The sequence below is a fragment of the Calothrix sp. CCY 0018 genome (assembly GCF_963920925.1).
Taxonomy (GTDB): domain Bacteria; phylum Cyanobacteriota; class Cyanobacteriia; order Cyanobacteriales; family Nostocaceae; genus Rivularia.
Genome location: NZ_CAWUDI010000004.1, coordinates 214092 through 234892 on the forward strand (window position 1 = coordinate 214092; position 20801 = coordinate 234892).

At 37.8% G+C, this 20801-nt stretch carries 22 protein-coding genes, 1 other RNA gene and 1 pseudogene; 14 read left to right on the forward strand and 10 right to left on the reverse strand.

Annotated features, from left to right (window positions below; genetic code table 11):
• Positions 1-10: 10 nt before the first annotated feature.
• The 5 genes from ACM03V_RS04790 (at position 11) to ACM03V_RS04810 (ending at position 6776) form a co-directional block, all read left to right on the forward strand.
• Entirely contained in the window at positions 11-661 is a 651-nt protein-coding gene (locus ACM03V_RS04790; RefSeq protein WP_414619638.1) for a class I SAM-dependent methyltransferase, read from the forward strand.
• Between the two features lie 135 nt (positions 662-796).
• Positions 797-1402 (forward strand): TetR/AcrR family transcriptional regulator, encoded by a 606-nt coding sequence (locus tag ACM03V_RS04795; RefSeq protein ID WP_414619613.1) that lies wholly within the window; start codon positions 797-799, stop codon positions 1400-1402.
• 123 nt (positions 1403-1525) lie between these two features.
• The gene (locus ACM03V_RS04800; RefSeq protein ID WP_414619614.1) at positions 1526-2917 is read left to right on the forward strand and encodes an efflux RND transporter periplasmic adaptor subunit; all 1392 of its coding nucleotides are present in this window, start codon (positions 1526-1528) and stop codon (positions 2915-2917) included.
• A gap of 97 nt (positions 2918-3014) precedes the next feature.
• On the forward strand, positions 3015-3446 hold the full coding sequence (locus ACM03V_RS04805) for a DoxX family membrane protein (protein WP_414619615.1): 432 nt from the start codon (positions 3015-3017) through the stop codon (positions 3444-3446).
• Positions 3447-3503: 57 nt separating this feature from the next.
• A complete protein-coding gene (locus tag ACM03V_RS04810; protein ID WP_414619616.1) occupies positions 3504-6776 on the forward strand; it encodes an efflux RND transporter permease subunit in 3273 nt (1090 codons plus the stop codon).
• Positions 6777-7213: 437 nt separating this feature from the next.
• Here the strand turns inward: ACM03V_RS04810 and mtnC are convergent, their stop codons facing one another.
• The 4 genes from mtnC to ACM03V_RS04830 all read right to left on the reverse strand — a co-directional run bounded on the left by mtnC (position 7214) and on the right by ACM03V_RS04830 (position 10520).
• Positions 7214-7918, reverse strand: a complete 705-nt coding sequence (mtnC, locus tag ACM03V_RS04815) for an acireductone synthase (protein WP_414619617.1) — start codon at positions 7916-7918, stop codon at positions 7214-7216.
• A 36-nt stretch (positions 7919-7954) separates the two neighbouring features.
• Positions 7955-8599, reverse strand: coding sequence for a methylthioribulose 1-phosphate dehydratase (gene mtnB / locus ACM03V_RS04820; RefSeq protein ID WP_414619618.1), 645 nt, complete (start codon positions 8597-8599; stop codon positions 7955-7957).
• Between the two features lie 86 nt (positions 8600-8685).
• On the reverse strand, positions 8686-9243 hold the full coding sequence (locus tag ACM03V_RS04825) for a 1,2-dihydroxy-3-keto-5-methylthiopentene dioxygenase (RefSeq protein ID WP_414619619.1): 558 nt from the start codon (positions 9241-9243) through the stop codon (positions 8686-8688).
• 101 nt (positions 9244-9344) lie between these two features.
• Positions 9345-10520, reverse strand: a complete 1176-nt coding sequence (locus ACM03V_RS04830) for an RNA-guided endonuclease InsQ/TnpB family protein (protein WP_414619620.1) — start codon at positions 10518-10520, stop codon at positions 9345-9347.
• A gap of 123 nt (positions 10521-10643) precedes the next feature.
• Between ACM03V_RS04830 and ACM03V_RS04835 the strand changes: the two genes are divergently transcribed.
• The 9 genes from ACM03V_RS04835 (at position 10644) to ACM03V_RS04875 (ending at position 14837) form a co-directional block, all read left to right on the forward strand.
• Positions 10644-10910, forward strand: a complete 267-nt coding sequence (locus tag ACM03V_RS04835) for a YciI family protein (RefSeq protein ID WP_414619621.1) — start codon at positions 10644-10646, stop codon at positions 10908-10910.
• A gap of 71 nt (positions 10911-10981) precedes the next feature.
• Positions 10982-11078, forward strand: an RNA gene (gene ffs / locus ACM03V_RS04840) — signal recognition particle sRNA small type.
• A 27-nt stretch (positions 11079-11105) separates the two neighbouring features.
• Positions 11106-11483: a phasin family protein gene (locus ACM03V_RS04845; RefSeq protein ID WP_414619622.1), complete on the forward strand. Its 378-nt coding sequence runs from the start codon at positions 11106-11108 to the stop codon at positions 11481-11483.
• Positions 11484-11733: 250 nt separating this feature from the next.
• Positions 11734-12132, forward strand: coding sequence for a hypothetical protein (locus ACM03V_RS04850; protein WP_414619623.1), 399 nt, complete (start codon positions 11734-11736; stop codon positions 12130-12132).
• Between the two features lie 128 nt (positions 12133-12260).
• Positions 12261-12647 carry a preQ(1) synthase gene (queF, locus tag ACM03V_RS04855; RefSeq protein ID WP_414619624.1) on the forward strand — a complete coding sequence of 129 codons (387 nt, stop codon included), beginning with the start codon at positions 12261-12263 and terminating at the stop codon, positions 12645-12647.
• A 275-nt stretch (positions 12648-12922) separates the two neighbouring features.
• Positions 12923-13225, forward strand: a complete 303-nt coding sequence (locus tag ACM03V_RS04860) for a DUF1778 domain-containing protein (RefSeq protein ID WP_414619625.1) — start codon at positions 12923-12925, stop codon at positions 13223-13225.
• Positions 13209-13715, forward strand: coding sequence for a GNAT family N-acetyltransferase (locus ACM03V_RS04865; RefSeq protein ID WP_414619626.1), 507 nt, complete (start codon positions 13209-13211; stop codon positions 13713-13715). Before ACM03V_RS04860 ends, ACM03V_RS04865 begins: the two co-directional genes overlap by 17 nt.
• Before the next feature lie 162 nt (positions 13716-13877).
• Entirely contained in the window at positions 13878-14036 is a 159-nt protein-coding gene (locus tag ACM03V_RS04870) for a hypothetical protein (RefSeq protein ID WP_414619627.1), read from the forward strand.
• 99 nt (positions 14037-14135) lie between these two features.
• On the forward strand, positions 14136-14837 hold the full coding sequence (locus ACM03V_RS04875) for a hypothetical protein (protein WP_414619628.1): 702 nt from the start codon (positions 14136-14138) through the stop codon (positions 14835-14837).
• A gap of 121 nt (positions 14838-14958) precedes the next feature.
• Here the strand turns inward: ACM03V_RS04875 and ACM03V_RS04880 are convergent.
• From ACM03V_RS04880 to ACM03V_RS04905, 6 genes and pseudogenes are all read right to left on the reverse strand, one after another.
• A pseudogene (locus tag ACM03V_RS04880) lies at positions 14959-15494 on the reverse strand (Uma2 family endonuclease).
• Between the two features lie 228 nt (positions 15495-15722).
• Positions 15723-17126 carry a cytochrome c biogenesis protein gene (locus tag ACM03V_RS04885; protein ID WP_414619629.1) on the reverse strand — a complete coding sequence of 468 codons (1404 nt, stop codon included), beginning with the start codon at positions 17124-17126 and terminating at the stop codon, positions 15723-15725.
• Positions 17127-17234: 108 nt separating this feature from the next.
• Positions 17235-17966: a cytochrome c biogenesis protein CcdA gene (locus ACM03V_RS04890; protein ID WP_414619630.1), complete on the reverse strand. Its 732-nt coding sequence runs from the start codon at positions 17964-17966 to the stop codon at positions 17235-17237.
• 415 nt (positions 17967-18381) lie between these two features.
• Positions 18382-18867, reverse strand: coding sequence for a hypothetical protein (locus ACM03V_RS04895; protein ID WP_414619631.1), 486 nt, complete (start codon positions 18865-18867; stop codon positions 18382-18384).
• 229 nt (positions 18868-19096) lie between these two features.
• Complete coding sequence (locus ACM03V_RS04900) at positions 19097-20188, reverse strand: fatty acid desaturase family protein (RefSeq protein ID WP_414619632.1); 1092 nt, start codon at positions 20186-20188, stop codon at positions 19097-19099.
• Between the two features lie 203 nt (positions 20189-20391).
• A complete protein-coding gene (locus tag ACM03V_RS04905; RefSeq protein ID WP_414619633.1) occupies positions 20392-20739 on the reverse strand; it encodes a ribulose bisphosphate carboxylase small subunit in 348 nt (115 codons plus the stop codon).
• Between the last annotated feature and the right edge of the window lie 62 nt (positions 20740-20801).

A 20801-nucleotide genomic window follows, 5' to 3' on the forward strand; every position in this document is an offset into this window, starting at 1 on the left:
AGAAAATATGATGATTGTAGAACGTATCAAAACTTTAGTTGTTATTGGTTTGGGTGTTACTACTTTCTTGACGATTGGCTGTAGCAAACAGAATGTTCAAGCCGAATCAAACTCTACATTACAAGCCGATACACCATCAGTAATTACCTCAGAAACACCGCGTGCAGATGTACCTTATGTACCGACGGCGACTGAAGTTGTCGAGCAAATGCTGACAATGGCTAAGGTTTCTAGTAATGATATTGTCTACGATTTAGGTAGCGGTGATGGACGCATTCCCATTACTGCCGTGAAAAAATACAACGCTAAAAAAGCCACTGGTGTCGAAATCAATCCAGCATTAGTCCAAAAAAGCCAAAATAATGCAAAAGAAGCCGGTGTCAGCGATAGAGTAAATTTTTTGCAGCAAGATTTATTTAAAACAGATTTAAGCGATGCAACGGTTGTAACACTTTATTTATTACCCGAAGTTAACTTGAAATTACGACCAAAGTTATTGCAAGAACTCAAACCCGGTACCCGCATCGTTTCACACGCTTTTGACATGGGAGAATGGAAACCCGAACGTGTCGAGCAAGTAAAAGGTAAAAATGGTGGCACCTATACCATTTACCAATGGACAGTACCGGAAAACGTTCCTAAAAACTTATTGTCGAGTTAGTTGATGATCCACACCCTCCGGGTGAAAGTTGATAGTTGTTGATTTTTCTTTATCGAGCAACCACCAACCACTAACAAAATTTGCCAACATCCATACTGGTATGTATGATAGATAATCATATATATTCGTTTAATTATGGCAACTGTTGTAGAGCATAGAGAAACTAAACAAAAGCTTCTAGAAACTGCTTTGGATTTAATCTGGGAGAATAATTACGATTGCGTGGGAATTGTCCAGATTTGCACGCAATCAGGAGTTACTAAAGGTGCTTTTTATCACTACTTTAAATCAAAGTCCGATCTAGCAGCAGCAGGATTAGAAGCACGGTGGCTAAACGTTAGAAATAGTTTTGACCGCGTGTTTTCTCCGCAAAATACATCTTTAGAAAGAGTTGATTATTACTGTGACCTGATAATATCCATGCAGGCAGAAAAACACGCTCAAACCGGACGGGTGCTTGGCTGTCCATTTATCTCTACTGGGCAAAGTACCAGCGAAGATAAAATTAAAAGCATTTCTGTGGAGATTACTGAGCGCATGACTAAATATTTTACTTCCCTTGTTGTGGATGCTCAACGAGAGGGTATAGTAGACAAGGATTTAGATGCAGCGGACATTGCTCGATATATGTATGTATTTGTACAAGGTGTTTTGACTATAGGTAGAGTTAAAAATGATTTGGAGTTTATTAAAACTGATTTGAAACCAGGATTATTAAAAATATTAGGTGTATCGGAATAAAAAAGGGAATGGGGAACGGAAAACAGTAAGAAAAACAAAAAAATTAACTATTAACATACCAACTGGTATGCATATTGTTTTCAAATATTAAGCCAAATCATAACTCAAATATCCGAAAAAATCATGAGTGAATTGCAGCCACCAAATACAGTTTCAGAGACAGAATTAAAAGCGAATTTAGAACATAATTTGCAGCATAGCTTAGAAAAGCAAGATATAAATACTTCCGCAATAGATGTAGAGAAAAATCAACGGAAGCCTTGGTTGGCGTTATTATTATTAATTTCGATTGGTATCAACGGTATAGCATTTTTTAGAATATTTAATCCCAGTCAAGAAGCTGAGAAACCAGCAACAGCAGCAGTCAAAGCGGCACCACCTCGTGCTGTAGAAGTTACAACTCTTTCGAGGGGAAATGGCACTAGGACAGTACAATTATTAGGACAAGTGGAATCGCCACAGCAAGCCACTATCCGCGCTCAAACTGCTGGTGTAGTCAAGCAAATGCTGGTACAAGCGGGTGATAGAGTGACACCGGGAATGACGATCGCAGTACTTGACTCGGCTGAGCAACAACTAGCGCTTTCCCAAGCACAAGCCCGACTTGCTCAACAAAGAAGCGAATTAGCAAGATTAGAAGTAGGCACCCGCCCGGAAATTATCGCTCAAAGAGAAGCTGCGGTGAGTGCTGCAAGAGCCAGAGAAGCAGAAGCGGTAGATAATTTGAGCAGACGCACGAAATTGGTAAGAGAAGGTGCGATCGCGCAACGATTATTGGTAGAAGCAAGAGCGGGTGTAGACAATGCCCGAGGAGAAAGATTAGAAGCACAAGCAGAGTTAGCAGAAGCAAAAGCTGGTTTTACCCGTGAAGTAATCGACGCGCAAAAAGCTAATGTTGCAGCAGCAATGTCAGTGGTGAATCAAGCAAAATTACAAATACAGCGTACTGGTATTAAAGCTAATTCCGGTGGTGTTGTTTTACAAAGACAAGTTAGCCCTGGTGACTACTTACAAAACGGTGGCGAGATAATTACTTTGGTTGCCGGAGATAAACTCGATATTTTCTTAGAATTACCAGAACAATTAAGCGGTAGGGTAAAACCTGGAACAAGAGTAGAATTAACCGCTCGCGCATTACCGCAATGGAAAGGAAACGCCACGATATCGGGGGTTGTACCGACAGCAGAAGCAGCATCAAGAAGGCAGCGAGTGCGGGTAAGATTGGACAACCCACCACAAGGATTATTACCCGGAATGGCAATTTCCGCAAACTTGCAATTGGCAGGGAATACCGAGGGGTTTGTAGTATCTCGCGATGCATTAACCAGAAAAGAAGATAAGTGGTTAGTATTTGCTGTAGATAACGGTAGCATCAAACAAATGGAAGTAGAAATGGTTGCAGATATGGGACAACAAGTAGCCATTTCCGGTAACGAATTACAACCAGGACAAAAAGTTGTATTGCGTGGTGGGGATGGTTTGAAAGATAAAGCAAAGGTAAAGGTAATGGGTTAAAGGTAATTGTTCTTATAATCTTTCTCTCCTTATTCCTCCTTTGCGTACCTTTGCGAAAACCGTACTCGTACCTTTGCGTTTCAAAAACAGAAAAACCATGACAGACGAAAGAAAACTTCAAACCAGTTTAGCCATCATCCGCATTTCTACAGCAATGTTTTTTTTAGTTTGGTCATTACGAAAAATAATTCAGCCGGAATCAACTCAAGGTATATTTTCTAAGTTCTATATGATGGAAGTATCTCCTGTATTTTCCTACGTTGCAGGTGCAATTCAAACTTTATTTGTGATTGCTTTCTTGGTGGGTTTATTTAAAACCTGGACTTACGGAGCAATCTTAGGAATGCATATTGTTTCTGTGTTATCAACTTATAAACAATTATTTAATCCCTATGAAAGTCCAAATACATTATTCTGGGCTGCCGTACCCGCTTTAGGTGGATTAATTGCTTTGTTTTTATTGCGAGATAAAGATGAATTTTTGACGGTAAAAATGGGAAAACAGTTATCAGTTAACAGCGAGCAGTGAGCAGTTAACAGTTATCAGTTATCAATCTTATTAATAACTAACTCCTAACTAATCATCATGAGTTTAATTAAAACTGCCGTCCGTTGGCGACATGGAACTTTTGTTCTATTCTGTATTTTAGCTTTATTCGGCGTTCTATCTTTATTTAGTCTACCTTTGGAATTGCGCCCTGGTGGCGATCGCCCGGAAATCACAATTAGTACTTCTTATTCTGGTGCTAGCCCAAATGAAGTAGAAGAATTAATTACTCGTCCGATTGAGGAACGTTTGGAGGAGGTGCAGGGAATTCAGGAAGTTACTAGCAGTAGTGCTTCTGGTATCAGTACTATTAATCTCGAATTTAATTGGGATAGCAATATTGATAGACGGTTAGTGGATGTTTTAAATAAGATAGGGCAGGTTGAAGCTTTACCGCCAGAAGCTGGGGAATCTGATGTGGAGATTGTCAGCGGCAGCAGTAGTCCGATGATGTGGACGATTTTGGTTGCTAAGGAGGGATTTACGCCAAATGACGAACATTATCGGGATTTGGTTGATGATGTAATTGTTCCCAGGTTTCGCCAAGTTCAAGGTGTGGGACAATTTCTGATTTCTGGTGGTAGGGAAAGGGAAGTTGAGGTAGTTGTTAATCCTAAAGCTTTAGCGGATAGGAATTTAACTATTGGTGATGTTGTAAATGCCTTGCGAAGTAACAACAGAGATATTCGTGGTGGGCCATTAATTTTAGGAAGAAGGGAGTATCGAGTTCGTACTGTAAGTCGTTCGACTGATGTTAAACAATTAGAAGATTTTGTGTTACGTCGAGATGAATCGGGAACGGTTTATTTACGAGATGTCGCTACAGCACAAATGGGAAGAAAGATTCAAGATAGAGCTTTAATTCGAGATAATAAACCAGCGGTAGCAGTGGGAATTGTTCGTCAACCAAATGCCAACGTACCGGAAATTTCCAAAGGTATTCGTCAAGCTTTGGTAGATTTAGAAAAACGATTTGACAGGGAAGGGGAAGGTATTACTTTTGATATTCCCTATGATGAAAATGACTATATTAATCAATCGATTTCTTTTGTACAGGGGAATTTGATCGTGGGTGCTGTTTTGGCAGCATTCATTTTATTACTATTTCTTGGTTCTTTACGAACGGTTGCAGTTATTGCGATTACGATTCCTACAACTTTAATTACAGTATTTATTGTATTTGCAGCTTTAGGACGTTCTTTAAACGTAATTAGTTTAGCGAGTTTGGCTTTTGCTGTGGGGATGGTAGTTGATAATGCGATCGTGGTTTTGGAAAATGTTTTTACTCATATGCAAATGGGTAAATCACCAGTAAAAGCAGCCATCGAGGGAACAGAAGAAGTTGGTGGTGCAATGTTAGCTTCCACTTTAACCACCGTTGCTGTATTTGCTCCGATTGTTTTAGTAAAGGGTGAAGCCGGACAATTATTTTTTGATATTGGAATTGGACTTTCCGCATCAGTATTATTCTCCTTATTTGCAGCATTAACCTTAGTGCCCATGCTCTCCGGGTTATTTCTCAACCAAGCAGAAGCACAAAGAATTCTTCAAGGAATGGGTAATCAGCAAACTATTACCTCACCCCCTTCCCCTCTCCTTAATAAGGAGAGGGGTGTCCGTCAGGACGGGGTGAGGTTTTTCCGGAATTGGTTCTCTGCGGTTAATAATCTTTTACAAAATCTAATCACAAAAATATCCCATCTATTCCTCTTCTTCCAAAGAAAATTTGAAAACTTCTTACTAGCTACCGTAAATTGGTCAATCGGAGCCGGAAGAAAAGGCAGACGTTTAATAGTACTAGCAATTCCCATCACATTACTATTTATCAGCGTTCAATTATTACCCCCAGCAGACTACCTTCCCGAAGGAAATCGCAACTTAATATTATGGCTTGCAGAACCATTCCCCGGTACTAGTATTCCCGAAGCAATTAAACTTTCTCAGGGAGCCAGAGATTTTGTTAGCGAACAACCCGAAATCATGCGTAGCCTTTACGTTCATCGAAGTGGATTAAGAGCGATCGCCGCTTTTGTAAAGTCGGAAGAAGCAACCGGAAATAAACTTGATGAAATAGTAGATAGATTTCGCGAGCAGAGCAATAAGTTTCCCGGATATCGTTTTTTAATACCCCGAAGAGTTTCCATCTTCCAAGATCCAGGTAAAGAATTTGAAGTTAATATTGTTGGACAAGACTTAGAACAATTAAATCAACTCCAACAACAGGTAATGGAGCAACTACGAGGATTAGAAGGAGTAGAAAACGTCCGCTCTAATTTTGTCACCGGAGCGCCAGAATTACAAGTTATTCCTAATAGAGTCAGATTAGCAGAAGTTGGATTATCAGAAGCCGAACTTGGTTCAATTGTCGAAGCAGCTTTAGGAGGTTTGCGAGCTTCCGAATTTACAGATGGTAAACGAGAATTAGATGTAACCGTAGAATTACAAAATACATCAGTTGAAACACCAGAACAATTACGACAACTACCATTAAATATCGGTAACGGCAGACAAGTACAATTAGCCGACGTAGCCGAAGTTGTAGAAGCAACTGGCCCAGATGCCATTAATCATGTAGACTTAGAACGGTCAATAACTCTTACTATAAGAGTCGCAAGAGTTGCACCATTAGGAGCATTAATCGACTTAACCGAACAGCAAATATTAGAACCCTTACGCGAAAACTTACCAACGGGATTTCGAGCAGAATTAGCTGGCTCAGCAGATGTCCTATCAGAAACTTTACTACAATTAGGTTCCAGTTTCGTTTTATCTTTGGTAATTACTTATTTACTCTTAGTTGCCTTATATCGTTCCTTTTCTTTGCCCATGTTAATCATGGCAACAGTACCTTTAGGAATATCAGGAGCATTATTAAGTTTAATCCTCGCCAATTCAATTCCCGGTGTATTAGTTCCCTTAGACATGATAACCGGATTAGGATTTGTAATTTTAACCGGAGTAGTAGTTAACAACGCAATATTATTAGTAGATAGGTCATTACAACTGCAACAAGAAGGAAAAAGCTACGACGACTCCCTTTATTTAGCAGTAAAAGATCGATTGCGACCAATTTTCATGTCAGCAGGAACCAGTGTATTAGGAATGTTACCATTAGCAGTAATTCCAGGGAAAGGAGCCGAGTTATATCAAGGATTGGGAATTGTATTAACCGGAGGTTTGGCATTTTCTACGATTCTTACACCTACCATAGTTCCGGCATTAATGGGATTGTTGCGGGATTATTCCGGTAAAAAGAAAGTTGAAACAAAACAATTGCAGGGAGTTGATGAAACACCCGTAGCAAAAGTTTGAAAATCATTAATTCGGTTGTCACAGGAAATTATTAAGATAAAAAAACCGCAGAGAACACAGAGTACGCAGAGAAAAGAGGTAAAGAGGAATTGTAGGTTGGGTTAGACGCTTTTATCATTTAGGGTTTGAGTTAAGAATTTATATAGCGTCGTAACCCAACACAATCAATAATTGTAAATCTGAGTTATATTTTTATTTATCTAAAATATTGATGTTGGGTTACGACACCATTGCTAAATTTTCATCACAACCAATATTGATTTTGGTGTCTAACCCAACCTACGAATTTCTTGAATCTTAAAAGTATTTCATATCACCCGAACAAAGCAAATATCCGTATTTTTATTGAGAAAAAGCCGGCTTTATATAAATCTTATTTGTAAAAATTACAGCATTGAAAATCAATTTAATAATACAGTTTTCTCAAGCATTTTCGATTAAAATTTCATCGGAATTTGAGAAAAATTCTTGACATAGGTAAAGTTATCATCTACACCTGCTGCTTCTCGATTTAATCCACAAACGTTTAAATTAGCTTCACTAGCCGCAACTAATTCTTTCAAAGAGTCAGAAAGGAACAAAATTTCCTGTGGGAGTACAGATAACTCTTGCGCGATCGCAACATAGGATTGACTTTCTACCTTACTTCCGCTGGTAGTATCAAAGTAAGCAGAAAAGAATGAAGTTAAATCTCCGTCAGAAGTGTTTCTAAACAATAGTTTTTGAGCCGCAATTGAACCGGAAGAATACACGGCTAATGTCAAACCTGTATCATACCAGTTTTTAAGATATTCAACAGCATCCGGATAAACATGAGCTTTTAACTCACCTTTATCGTATCCTTGTTGCCAAATTAAACCTTGTAGAGTTTTTAACGGAGTAATTTTCTTGTCTTCAGCTTGCCAACTCATCAATTGACTAATACAGCCTTCCATATCAAGATTTGATTTGCCAGTAATTTCTCTAACCTGTTGCAGTATATCTTGAGTAATCGACAATTCTAAGTTATTCCGTACCCAACTAGATAAATGTTTTGCTGAATAAGGAAAAAGAACGTTATGTACAAAACTAATATCGGTTGTAGTTCCTTCAATGTCTGTCAGAATAACTTTTATTTGATTGCCTTGGTAAGTAATTGTCATATTTGGAATTGTATTTGTTGAATTTAACTGTTAAATTTAACTAATTTCCATGCCTACTTTTTGACTTGCAATCATATAGCGAAAAATATACTCCACTACCTCTAAATAGTTGCTTGCACGTTCAAGTGAATCAGCCCATACGGTAACTCCATGATCGCGAATTAGCAAAGCTGGCACTTGGGGTTTTGTATCTTTAAAGCGAGTATAAATCTCCGAAGCAATCCGGGATACTTCTGAATGATTTGTGAATATTGGCATTGTCACTTGTGGATTTTCTTCCCAGATTCCCAAACCTTTAATCATTTCCAAAGGTGGCAAAGGTAGAGCATCACTCTTCGTAAAACGAGTAACCAAGTTGTTTTCAATCGAATGTACGTGGTAGCAAACTTGGGTATCTGGAAATAAACTATAAATTGCTGCGTGAATGCTCGTCTCAGCTGATGGGCGTTTTTGAGAATCAGATTGCGTCGGAGTTGAATTAAATTCGCCCTTATCACTATTTAAAGTCATAAGAACAAAGTCATCAGCAGTCAACTGGTTTTTCGGACACCCACTGCCAGTAATCCAGAAGTTGTTATCTGATATTCTTGCCGAAAGATTGCCAGCAGTACCTATCATCCAACCCATCTGGTAGAATTGACGAGCAGCAGCAATAAGAGTAGGACATGGATCGATACTCATAGGATTTTAGATTTTAGATTTTAGATTTTAGCTAAATGTCGTTCGGAAAAGCCGTGGCGTTCGGCGAAGCCGTGGCGTTCGCCAATCTACTGTACTACGCGATCGCGACGTAAGCGAATTTCCGTATCGGTGTAATCGGGTACCCAACCTTCTGTAGTTGTGAAGTAGCGTACAGCTTTAATAGAGCGTGATGATGTCAAATAAAACCAATGTTCGACACCGGAAGGTACATTAATATAATCTTCGGGTTGCACTGTTAATTCTACCTGGCTACCGTCGGGACGTACAAACCCAAAAATTCCCTCACCAGCAATAATGTAGCGTACTTCGGGGTCGGCATGAGTATGGGTTTTGTCAAATTTTGATAGCATAGCATCCAGTTTGGGGACGCTTGAATGCAGCACAACTAAGTCACGCTCTTTATACCCAGCAGTTGTAGCTAATTCTTCAAAGTATTTATCAAGCCCTTTAAGTACGGTTACTTTTTCCCCATCGCTAAGCATATCTTGAGCCAATAAAGCATTAAGTTGTGGCTCGTTTCCTATTTTCCAAGTATTAATCTGGATATTTAGAGGAGTAAGTTCGCGTTGAATATCACTTAGTTGAGTGTATGTAGTATCGTCTTCAAGTCGTAAAATAGCCATATAAAACCCCATCGTAATGTTGAAGTACTTTATCTATATTTACCCTACTATTGACATTCCCCACCCATGAATGCAGGGGATTCTTGGCTCATAGAAAAAACTTACCCTGACAGATTTTCATCAGTCAAGATAGAGGTTTCGTCTCCCCAAGCTTGAGATCCGATATGCCCTATCGTACTTAATCCGATTGAAAGAATATTTCGAGCTGCGTTTTCATCTCTGTCCAAAATACAGCCACATTTGCACTTATGAGTTCTGGTGCTTAAAGCTTTTTTGACTTTTGCACCACACTCAGAACAGTTAGCAGAAGTATATTGGGGTGGTACGGCAACTGTAATTTTGCCAAATTTGTACCCAAAATACTCTAACCAAACTCTAAACTGGTACCAACCAGCATCAGTTATTGACTTTGCTAAATTGTGATTTTTTACCATATTGGCAATTCTTAAGTCTTCATAGGCGACTACATCGTTAGATGTGATTACGCATCGTGCCAACTTCACGGCATGATCTTTACGTTGCCTACTTATCTTAAGATGCTTCAAGGCATATCTTTTTCTAGCTTTATGATAATTTTTTGACTGCGGTTTTGCAACTTTATTATACTTTTTGGACTTACTTCTGTTTAATCGATTGAGAGCTTTTTCTCCTTTTCGATAAAAGCGAGGATTTTCGATTTCATTACCCTTGTCGTCAGTATAAAAGTTGTTCAAACCCACGTCTAAACCGATTTCTGAATAAGATAGCTCAATTCTAAGACGATTGTCTACATTGACTAAGAACTGACAATAATAACCATCGGCACGTTTAACTATTCGGACTCGCTTAATTTGTTTGATATCGTACCAATTCAAATCGCGAGTACCTTTAAGTTTGACCTGACCAATATTATTTTTGTCAGTGAAAGTTATTTTCTTTCTGTTCTGGGATAACTTCCACCCTGAAGTCTTATATTCGACTGAACGAGAATGTTTCTTAAATTTAGGAAAACCCTTCTTGCCAGAAATGTTTTTTTTACAGTTTTGATAAAAACGAGATATTGCAGCCCAAGCTCTATCTGCACTACTTTGTCTTGCCATTGAATTTAACTTATCAGCGAAGGAAAACGATTCTGCTAATACTTTTGTGTATGCGCTTAACTGATACTTCCCTACGTTTTTATTGTCCATCCAATAGCGCAATGCTTTATTGCGTATGAATTGTGCCGTTCTTATAGCTTCATCCATCGCATCATATTGAGCCTGTTTTCCGTATATCTTTGCTTCTAAAATTAACATATATTTTATGCTACCATACAAGCATAAATTAACCTAGCAAATGCTAGCCGAGTCTTATATCCCCATGCAGCCAAGTCAGGGACCTTACGGCTCGAATCGGTAAAAAAAAGGAAATAAAATCAAATGCCGTGGTTTGTGAAAATCGAAGAAGGAAAAGTTGATAAATCGACTTTCGATAAATATGTCCCCGCTCACAAAGCTTATGTGGAAGAATTGAAAAACAAGGGACACAACGCAAAAACGGGCTATTGGGCGCAATATGGTGGCGGAATGTTGCTATTTGAAGCCGCTTCGATGGATGAAGCCCAAACTATTGTATCGCGCGACCCTTTGATTGAAAATAATTGTGTTGACTATAAGCTATACGAATGGCGACTTCTAGTTGATTAACTATTGATTAACTAAAAAAATCATTCCAGCACCTTACACATTTAAACAAATCAATGCTATATTAGTTTCTAGGCTCGGATCTATGCAACTGCAACGCCCAAATTTTGTCAGGACCGGAAGGTAGCAGCAATACGGGATGCTTACAGTAGGCGTAGTCTCCGGGCTGTCCTAGTTTTTATAGAGAATTCTCATATAATGCCTGGTTTCGGAGATATTGCTAAAAAAGCATTTTACCTTGGTGTTGGGTTAGCTTCTTACGCTAGCGAAAAAGCAGGTGGAACTTTAGCCGAGTTGCGATCGCAAGCCCAAAAACTAGCAGACGAAATGGTTGCGAAGGGCGAAATGAACTCAGAAGAAGCTCGTAAGTTTGTGGAAGACATGATGAAACAAGCGCAAACTGGTAATGTTGGCAGCGGCGAAACTACAACTCGCACCGAACCCCGTCGCATAGAAATTTTGGATGATGGGGATGAACCCACCGAAAAGGAAGCCCAGCCCCAAGACGTTGACAAATTACGCGATCAAGTTAAGCGGATGCAAGAAGAATTGCGTCGGTTGCAGCGCGATAAATAATTAATGGCGGTAGCGCACCATTAACTAAAAGTAAGTAATTTCCTAGAAATTATTAACAGACATTCTAGAATTATTATTATAGAATATCCCTTGGGGTGTACTTTTAGTATATTAAACCCGCGCAATATCAAGCATTTCCCCAAATGTTTTTTAAGTGCTAAATGGTTATTGTTAATTGCCACCCTCCGGAAGACGTAGTAAAAACGTTGAAGTAAATGTCCTATTATGAAGAAAGTGAGGACTATTTTTTATGGATGAGTGGCAAAAAGATTTTTCGGACGCAGTAAAATCAGTATCGGAGGAAGTAGAACGCTTCTTCGTGGGAATGACGGAAGTAGTAGATAGTTTTATTGAAATGACTGAAGAACTTAGCGAACAGGTTCAAAGTTCGTTACTTACTGAGGTAGATCAATATTTACAGGATTTAGCAGAACCATTTTTAGAAGTTTATTGGGATTTTGAAGATGTTTTAGGAGATGATATGAGCGGTCATTTTCCTTATCCCGTTGAACCCACAGCAGAACAAAACCCAGCCTGTATGGGTTGTAGTAACTATCACGGACAAGTATACAACGGTAATTTACTAGTCTGCGGTATGCACCCTTCAGGATACGAAGACGAAAACTGTCCCGATTGGGAAGGAAAGTAGTCAGTGAGCAGTTAACAGTGAACAGTTAGCAGTTGAGAATTATAAGAGATTTAGGTAAATTTAAGGATTGGATATTGCGGATCGATGCCCAATGCCCAATTTAAATTATTAATTATTGTTAAATATAAATGACAGATACAAGTACTGAAGTAAAATATGGCGAACGCGAGATTTCGGAAGGAAAGTTAATTACTTTTCCAAATCCGCGTGTGGGAAGAAGATACAATATTAGTATTACTTTGCCGGAATTTACCTGTAAGTGTCCGTTTTCTGGCTATCCCGATTTTGCAACTATTTATGTAAATTACGTTCCCGATGAAAAAGTTGTCGAATTGAAGGCAATCAAGCTTTACATCAATAGTTACAGGGAAAAATATATTTCCCACGAAGAATCAGCCAATCAAATTTTAGATGATATTGTTGCAGCTTGTGACCCTTTAGAAATTACCGTCAAAGCTGACTTTACACCGCGCGGTAACGTGCATACTGTTGTTGAAGTTAGTCATACAAAATAGGGAATTGGGGATTGGGCATAGGGCATAGGGCATAGTGAGGAGTTAGGAGTTATCTATCTTCTTTTTTGTGTCTCCTTCCATTTCTTGCTATAAAAAGTCTTGATTTTACACTTAAAAAAATACATATAACTAATGTAGAGACGTAGCAGTGCTACGTCTTCTTTCAATTTGGGTTGTTGCTGTTTCGATAATTCCGTAAAATACTACAATTTGATTAAAGGAATACGGCATTTTGCCGTATATAATAAAAAAGTCAACTCTTGTCTATATATTTTATGAGTAGCACTAATGTTCCAAAAACGACGGCTCGCTTAGAAGCTCGCGTTAATCCAGAAATAAAAGCTTTATGGCAGAAAGCTGCTGATTTACAGGGAGTTACTTTAACAGATTTTGTTATTGCTAGCGTTCAAACTGCTGCTTATAAAGTTATCGAGCAACATCAAACGTTGAAACTGAGTGAACAAGATGCTTTATCTTTTGTAGAAGCAATTTTAAATCCACCTCAACCTTCCGATGCTTTGAAGGAAGCAACTTTACGTTACCAGCAAATAATTAACAATAATGCCATTAACGATTGAATTGCTCGATAAAAAGAAGCATAACCGTTCGGCATTTGTTTGTGGAAACGATAGCTTAGATAACTATATTAAAAAACAAGCATCTCAAGACCTTAAGAAAAACGTTTCTACTATTTTCGTTTTAATTGATTCTCCGAATGTCGATATTATCGCTTACTATACACTTTCCGCGTATACGGTAGATGTTTCTAGTTTAAGTGAGAGCTTTGCAAAAACTGTACCTCGCTATCCTTTGCTACCTGCAACTTTATTAGGTCGTCTTGCCGTTACTAAAGCATATCAAGGAAAAGGTATAGGCGAATTAATTTTGGTTGACGCTTTACAAAGAGTATTAGAAGCTACCACGCAGATTGCATCGTTAGCTGTAGTAGTAGAAGCAATAGATGATAATGCAGTTAAGTTTTACCAGAAATATGGTTTCTTACAGTTTAAACACCATACTTTCAAACTATATTTACCCACAAAATTGATTGCTGAGAACTTCTGTTGATATCAATTTCTCAATGCCCCATGCCTATTTAACACGCAAAACTGATCGTAAAATCTTCATCTGAATTTCTGTAATTCTCCAGTGTTAAATGTTTTCTGTTTTGCATTAAAAAAGTAATTAGCAAAACTTTTTAATCAAAACAGGAAATAACTTATTATGTCCATGTCTAATCCACAAAGCAGCCAAACTGACAAACAAGCCAGTAGCAACCTTAGCGGTAGGTTTTGGAAGATAGCTCCGATTATTTCATCTTCTTTAGTTGACGAAATGGAAAAGGAGCAAAAAAACAGATTTCAAGACGTGTTTAAATCAAAAAAATAAATAATCTAAATTAACGTAAATCCTCTCAGAATATCGCTGAGGGGATTTGACATTCTTTTTTTACTTATAAAAATATAAACAAACATTTAGCTTCAACTTATGGCAAGAAAATCAAAATCGCATCCAGGGAAAGTTCTACATTTGTTCGCAGAAATACAAGAGCATCTTCATAACGGAGTAATTCACCATGAGTTAAGCCAAATTGCGCGACACACAAGAGATAAAGAAATTTTAGATACTTGTACCCGTGCTGCTGGCTGTTTGGATATAGATATTGATACAGATTTTCATCGAGCCAATACAAACCAACACTTTCACTCTTTAAAAACTCTTGTCAACCACATGAAAAAGCCAAAGGAGATTTTCGATCGCATTATCGAATTAATTCCAGAATCAGATCCAAAGTGGACAGAAGCATTATTTAAGACGACTGAATTTCAATTACTGGCATTGTCAAATTACTTTGCACTTTTGGATAAAATGCCCGATGTTACTGATAATAACGGTGAAACAATAAAAGTTGGTAGTCTTGTTGCTGTTAATTGTAAAGATGAACAAGATAGGGCTTACCAACATTACGGTATTATTATTCCTAGCCAGCAAGGGTTTAGAGTAGCTCACTTCTTCACCGGAGCCACAGTAAAAGCTCGAAATCCTCTTGTAGAGAAGGGATTTGGCTATGTTCATGAAGTAAACTATTCTATGGAGTGGATTGTCAAAGAACATTTACCCGATAATATTTCTTTTAATCAAGTCGAGCAACGTATCAAAGAATGGCGAGCGCACGAAACAAGAGTGTAGAATAAATTAAGCTATAACTGCGAGCATTGGGCTAGACATATGTTTGATAATAACCCAAGATGTACTCAGATAAGAAAAGAACGTAAAAAAGATAATTAGCAAAAAACAAGTTGTCGAACATTTATTTAGAAAAATTCAACCAATTAAATACATCTTCAACAGTCAGTTGCCAATCTTTCAAAACATCTAACATGGGTAGAATATCAAGACTATCTTTAACCTCTGGTAATTGATTTGGTTGAAAAACTGTAATTGATTCATCCTCAGCATCAACAAAATAGCCTAATTTAGTCCCATTTTTTATGCAAAATGTAATTTTACGAATAACTTTGCTCGCTGATTGTTTTGGTGACAAAATTTCAATTACCCAATCGGGAGCTATTTCAAATTTATTAGCAATTTGATTCTTTTCATCCAGAGGAATTCTTTGCCATTCAAAGTACAGCGTAACTCAGTCAGTGCTAATGCTAATTTTTGAGATTCTCCTGCTTGATTGATGTTAGTAGATAAACAAGTTTGTAATCTGCTATGTTTTCCCTGTGGCATCGGTTTTTGGTAGATTGTCCCATCAATATACTCACTTGCCGGTTTTGTTTCTGGTAATTGTAAAAATTCTTCTAAGGTGAGTACTGACGTTGGCTGAATAGATAATGCCATAAGCTATAGTTCCAAAAAAAATAGTTTACCAATGCCCAATTAGACATCTCCGGAAAACATTTAGGTAGTTTAATTTTATACATAGACCTAACCCCCCTACCCCCCTTCCCTACAAGGGAAGTGGGGTTTTAAAGCCTCTCTCCCTGTGGGGGAGAGGTACTCTACGAGAAAACGCTCCGCGTTCATGGAGAGGGGTTTTTTTCATTTCCGGAGATGTCTATTCCCAATCTATATCGAAACCAAAGACTTCGTAGATTCACCTTTTGATTGAGAATTCACTTGTTCAAAAATCTCTACCATCTCCCCTTCAAAAGCAACTTGGGCGCGATTGGTTTTACCACCAACATACAAATTACTTTCTTGCTGCAATACCCACACTTGGGAGTGAGAAAAGTAACTCATTACTACTCCCATCATTAACAAGGCAAATCCAGCATAAACTACTGGTATACCTGGGTCTGCTTTAATTTGCAATCCCGTAGAACCAACGACCTCTAATATTTTCAAGGTAACGCCGTTTACTTCAGCGGACATTCCTTCGCGGACGGTATTAACTAGCTTACCTGTAGCATCGTAAATTAATACGGTTCCCTGTAAGTCTTTAGCTAATAAAGAAACACCTTCACTTAAATCTGGTTTGGTGGGAATCCAAGTTCCCCAAAGTCTTCCTTTTCCTCCGGTATCAAGTAAAGCCATCGGAAGTCGAAAAATCGGACTTTTATTAACTCTTACTTTTACTGCTGCAATTCCCCAATCTGTTTGATAAAGAGTAACTCCTTTATGTCGCAAGGGATGGTTAACGTAAATTGTATCTTTGTCAATTTCTTTCCCTTCTTTATCTAATACCGACATATCCGAGTAAAACTGATCGATACCACCACTTGAGCTATAGTCAATCCAGAAGCGATTTACCTTCACAGCCCAATCATTAGTAATTTGCGGCGCTGCCCAAGGTCCGGCATCTATGATATTTTTAACTTGGAAAGTATCGCCACTAGCAACCATTTCTTGAGCCATAAACCCAGTCATCGCGCCCAAAATTGAACCAAGTAAAATAACTACGATACCGATGTGAACTATTATTGGGCCAATTTTACCGATGATTCCCTTACGAGCATAAAGTTTATCTGTATCTTCTTGAAAAACTTTGTAGCGGCGCTGTTGCAGAATTTCGGTAAGATTTTGAATAGACGTAAAATTGTCTTTTTCAACATCAAATTCGGCACTTAAAGCTAACTTTTGAAATCTTCGGGGTTGATCGAAAAACTTCCAACGACGAGCAGCTTTTAATGCTGGAAGTTGACGGGTAAAAGTACAAGCCGTTAAACTTGTGCCGAATAAGATAAGTAAAGATAGAAACCACCAGGTACGATAAACCCGATCTAAACCCGCAATTATCACCACTTTCCAGGTGAGAAAGCCAAATAAAGCCGGACTTTCGGGATAATTTTCTTGATAAAAAGCGACAGATTGCCCTTGCTCAATAACCGTACCAGCAATACTAAATAGAGCGATCGCCAACAGCAAAATAATCGCCAATCGTAAATCTGTGAGTACTGGTAGAAACTCTTTACGAATAAAGCTCGTAAATGCTGTTAACGGGGATTTTGTTGAAGATTCTTCTAAAGACATTTAATTAATTTTGGATTTTAGATTTTGGATTAACTTTATATCTAAGCTATTTAATCAAAATATTAAGTTGTGGTTTCACATTGTTTGAGACGTAGCACTGCTACGTCTCTACAAGGGGATGCGAGAAATCAATGAAAATACGCCAAATCCAACTAATAACGCGCCGCTTACGGGATTTATCCAACCAGAAAAACGACGTATTTCGATAATCTTTTTAATTGAAGCAGTAAAAGTGCCCGCCAAAATCAATGGTGTGACATAACCTGCTGTATAGGAAAGCAGCAAAGCAGCACCTAAAATTAAATCCTTTGTACTGGCAACCCATCCCAACAAACTTGCTAAAACAGGAGTGCTGCAAGGAGAAGCCACCAAACCAAAACTCAAACCTATACAATATGCTCTCACGCTCTGGGGTAATTCTTGGGAAATCCATTCGGTGCCACCCCAATCAGGAAGCTGTAAAGGTAAAGCTTCGAGTAGATTTAATCCCATCAAAATTGCAATGATGCTAACAACAATAGGTAAACCAATACCAATTTGGCCGTACACTTTTCCTACCGTTGCTGCTATAATACCAAGTCCTGCAAGAGTAGTAGCCAATCCCAAAGCAAACCAAGTAGATTGTGCGGCTGCTTGTACTCGGCTTTTCGCTTCATAACCGCCGATATAACCAATAGTAATCGGCAGCATTGAAAGCATACAAGGAGTAAGACTAGTAAGCAATCCAGCCAGAAAAATAATGCCGATGCTCAAGATACTGAGGTGAGTTAATTGGTTAGAAACAAGGGTATTCGCAAATTGTTCTAATTGATAAAGTTGAGTTTGCAGGGTTTCGAGCATGAGGTAGATTTTACGGGGAATGCTTGCGCTGCTTGAATCTTAACGCAACGGCGAATCAGTTATCAATTATCAACGATCAATTCGTAGGTTAGCTTCACGGCACGTTTATAATATTTATTTTAAATACCAGAATTGTTCTTGTGCCGTAACTCAACATTTTATCGTTGTTATTTTGAAACTAATTTTTAATTGCCCTCAGTCATGATGTTGGGTTACGACACGATTAATATATTTTAGTTAGAAAACAAATTGATTCTCGTGTCTAACCCAACCTACAAACTATCTTTCCTTACCATCTTAACAATCACCATTGTATGTATATTCAACAATTGCTGGGAAATCTTGCGACTCAATAGCGATTACCCAAAATTTACTATTAGATGTCCAGCCATCGTTAAAAGCGGCGAATTTTAAATCATATTCGTTTTTCAAAGGAATCTCGAAACGTTTTTCCTGCTTGAGCATGAAATAATCGCGAGCGCCATTCTCCATCCATACTGATATCGAATAGAAGATCGCAAACTATCTCAAGAGCAATTTCCTGAAGTAAAACACCTTCTACATTTTCTGGCTCGCTAATTGGAAAATCTTTAACATTACCAAATAAATTAAAAACTCCTGTATTCGGTTTTACTGCTTTCCACCCCTTTTCCAACCCCGTTAGAATTACAGAGCGAACTAAGGAAGGATTAATAACACGATTTTGAGCAATACAACACCAATTTCCATCTGAATCGCGCACGTAAGATTTAAGACAACTAAAACCAGCAATCAATCTTTGTCCCGTATCTTCTTCACGTGCAATAGTCAGCCATAAGTAACTACCATCTGATGAAACATGAGGGCGATAGTTAATATCAGCAACATTTATTTTTCTTGTTCCCTTCTTTGGTAATCCCATTAGTTTGTAGGTTAGCTTCACGGCACACTTATAATATTGGTTTTGAATACCGGAATTGATATAATGCCGTAACCTAACATTTTATCGGAGTTATTTGACAATATTTTGTATTCTTATTTGAGATAATTTTATTTTGTTCATAGTAAATATGTTGGGTTACGACACGGTTAATAACATTTATCGTTACAAATCAAATTTATTTTCGTGTCTAACCCAACCTACAAACTAATTATTTAATGCATATTAGCCGCCGTTTAAATTCTGTAACTAATTCTGTTTTAGTTCGTTGCTTTTGTCCAACATTAAGATAATAATCTGCTAGAGTATCTAACTGTCCGTTGAGAACCAAACTTCCTACTTCCATCGAGCCAATTCCCGTAAAAATAAAGGCATCATTTTCAACATATTCCTGAAGATTACTTTGAAAATATTCAGGAAGACGATACCAAGCAACACTAGGATTTTTATGATGTTCAATGTGATAGCCATCATTGAAGTTTCGTGAGTTTGTAGGGGTATTGATGCAAGTAAATGTTGATTTATAGTTATTCGTTGGATCTTCTGGATCGACAAAGATATGCTGTTTCCAATTACCTTGCATCATAGCAAAAGAAATCACAAACAAGGGTAGGATGAAAACAAAGAAAGTAGCGATTGGACTTTGTGTAAAAAAGAAAGAAATAACAGCAAAAAAAATTGACTCACCCAATATAGATCGCAGCACTAATTTATAACGTTTCTTGAGGAAGAGAATATAAGGCAATTCAACCCAAATTGCGACGGCAAAGCGCAGCATATATAAGAAATGGTGCCATTTTGAATCTCTTTGATAAGGCATTGTAGAGCTAAGATCGTAAGGAGTTGTATTATTCTCGCAATGGTGCATTGCAATATGATGGGAGAAATATATCCAAGGTGGAATACCAAATAAATTACATAAAAAGCTAATATTTATATGTTTTAAAAATCTCCATTTTTTATTGAAAATTGGAGTATGAGTTGAGTAATGGAGGGCGAGAATAAACGATCTGGCATATGTTGATAGGTGAAAATATAAATAAGCGGCACCAAGGATAGAAACCAAGAAGCTATTTATTCTACCTTCTAAAAAGTACAAGCTAATAGCTAAAGGTACACTTGTCAAAAGAATATTTATTGTCACCAGCAAGATGAAGATGTTCTTATCTTCTTTCCCTTTGAGTAAATTTGTAATTAGCCACTTGCTGAATGGGGTAGGCAAGGCAAAAAAGTGTTCATTTCGCGGTTGCTCTAAATCAATTTGATTTATTTGAGTAGCAAACTGATTCAAATTGGAATGCATACAATATTTTACCTTCTTAGACATATGAACTATTCAGTTTTGCTATTCTATTTCAATTAATAATTTTTGTCCGCAGTCATGATGTTGGGTTATTACAATTAAAACCAAAATTCCCTCCCTACATATAGCAGGAAGGGAAAATTGATCAAATATCTAAAAGGCTGAAAATATCTACCTTTTAGCTAAATTTCAAAAATCAAACCTTAGTATCTGTAACCACCGCCACCTTGATTGGGCTTGTGTACGATGAAGCTCAGAATTTGACATTGCTTAACATTGTCAAAACCAACTACACGAATGAAGCAGTTAGGAAACTGAGAGCGGCAACCTTGAACTTCAGCTAATACTTCTTGGGGGCTTCTAGCATTGAACAAAGGTAGCTTCCACATTGTCCAATACATTTCTGTTGGTTCGGAAATTTCGTTAAATTCAATTGCAGGAAAATAACCTTGATCTAAAATATATTGAATCTGACGAGTAATTTGAGCGTCATTTAAAGGTGGTAAGTATGAAAGGGTTTCGTACCGACGCTCTTTTGGTAAAGTTTGCATATTTTCTATTAGTTGTTAGTTGTTAGTTGTTAGTTGTTAGTTGTTAGTTGTTAGTTGTTAGT

Bases quoted from the DNA above. Each gene is read 5' to 3' on its own strand.
- ACM03V_RS04790 (WP_414619638.1), top strand. From the start codon at position 11: ATGATTGTAGAACGTATCAAAACTTTAGTTGTTATTGGTTTGGGTGTT.
- ACM03V_RS04795 (WP_414619613.1), top strand. From the start codon at position 797: ATGGCAACTGTTGTAGAGCATAGAGAAACTAAACAAAAGCTTCTAGAA.
- ACM03V_RS04800 (WP_414619614.1), top strand. From the start codon at position 1,526: ATGAGTGAATTGCAGCCACCAAATACAGTTTCAGAGACAGAATTAAAA.
- ACM03V_RS04805 (WP_414619615.1), top strand. From the start codon at position 3,015: ATGACAGACGAAAGAAAACTTCAAACCAGTTTAGCCATCATCCGCATT.
- ACM03V_RS04810 (WP_414619616.1), top strand. From the start codon at position 3,504: ATGAGTTTAATTAAAACTGCCGTCCGTTGGCGACATGGAACTTTTGTT.
- mtnC (WP_414619617.1), bottom strand. From the start codon at position 7,918: ATGACAATTACTTACCAAGGCAATCAAATAAAAGTTATTCTGACAGAC.
- mtnB (WP_414619618.1), bottom strand. From the start codon at position 8,599: ATGAGTATCGATCCATGTCCTACTCTTATTGCTGCTGCTCGTCAATTC.
- ACM03V_RS04825 (WP_414619619.1), bottom strand. From the start codon at position 9,243: ATGGCTATTTTACGACTTGAAGACGATACTACATACACTCAACTAAGT.
- ACM03V_RS04830 (WP_414619620.1), bottom strand. From the start codon at position 10,520: ATGTTAATTTTAGAAGCAAAGATATACGGAAAACAGGCTCAATATGAT.
- ACM03V_RS04835 (WP_414619621.1), top strand. From the start codon at position 10,644: ATGCCGTGGTTTGTGAAAATCGAAGAAGGAAAAGTTGATAAATCGACT.
- ACM03V_RS04845 (WP_414619622.1), top strand. From the start codon at position 11,106: ATGCCTGGTTTCGGAGATATTGCTAAAAAAGCATTTTACCTTGGTGTT.
- ACM03V_RS04850 (WP_414619623.1), top strand. From the start codon at position 11,734: ATGGATGAGTGGCAAAAAGATTTTTCGGACGCAGTAAAATCAGTATCG.
- queF (WP_414619624.1), top strand. From the start codon at position 12,261: ATGACAGATACAAGTACTGAAGTAAAATATGGCGAACGCGAGATTTCG.
- ACM03V_RS04860 (WP_414619625.1), top strand. From the start codon at position 12,923: ATGAGTAGCACTAATGTTCCAAAAACGACGGCTCGCTTAGAAGCTCGC.
- ACM03V_RS04865 (WP_414619626.1), top strand. From the start codon at position 13,209: ATGCCATTAACGATTGAATTGCTCGATAAAAAGAAGCATAACCGTTCG.
- ACM03V_RS04870 (WP_414619627.1), top strand. From the start codon at position 13,878: ATGTCTAATCCACAAAGCAGCCAAACTGACAAACAAGCCAGTAGCAAC.
- ACM03V_RS04875 (WP_414619628.1), top strand. From the start codon at position 14,136: ATGGCAAGAAAATCAAAATCGCATCCAGGGAAAGTTCTACATTTGTTC.
- ACM03V_RS04885 (WP_414619629.1), bottom strand. From the start codon at position 17,126: ATGTCTTTAGAAGAATCTTCAACAAAATCCCCGTTAACAGCATTTACG.
- ACM03V_RS04890 (WP_414619630.1), bottom strand. From the start codon at position 17,966: ATGCTCGAAACCCTGCAAACTCAACTTTATCAATTAGAACAATTTGCG.
- ACM03V_RS04895 (WP_414619631.1), bottom strand. From the start codon at position 18,867: ATGGGATTACCAAAGAAGGGAACAAGAAAAATAAATGTTGCTGATATT.
- ACM03V_RS04900 (WP_414619632.1), bottom strand. From the start codon at position 20,188: ATGCATTCCAATTTGAATCAGTTTGCTACTCAAATAAATCAAATTGAT.
- ACM03V_RS04905 (WP_414619633.1), bottom strand. From the start codon at position 20,739: ATGCAAACTTTACCAAAAGAGCGTCGGTACGAAACCCTTTCATACTTA.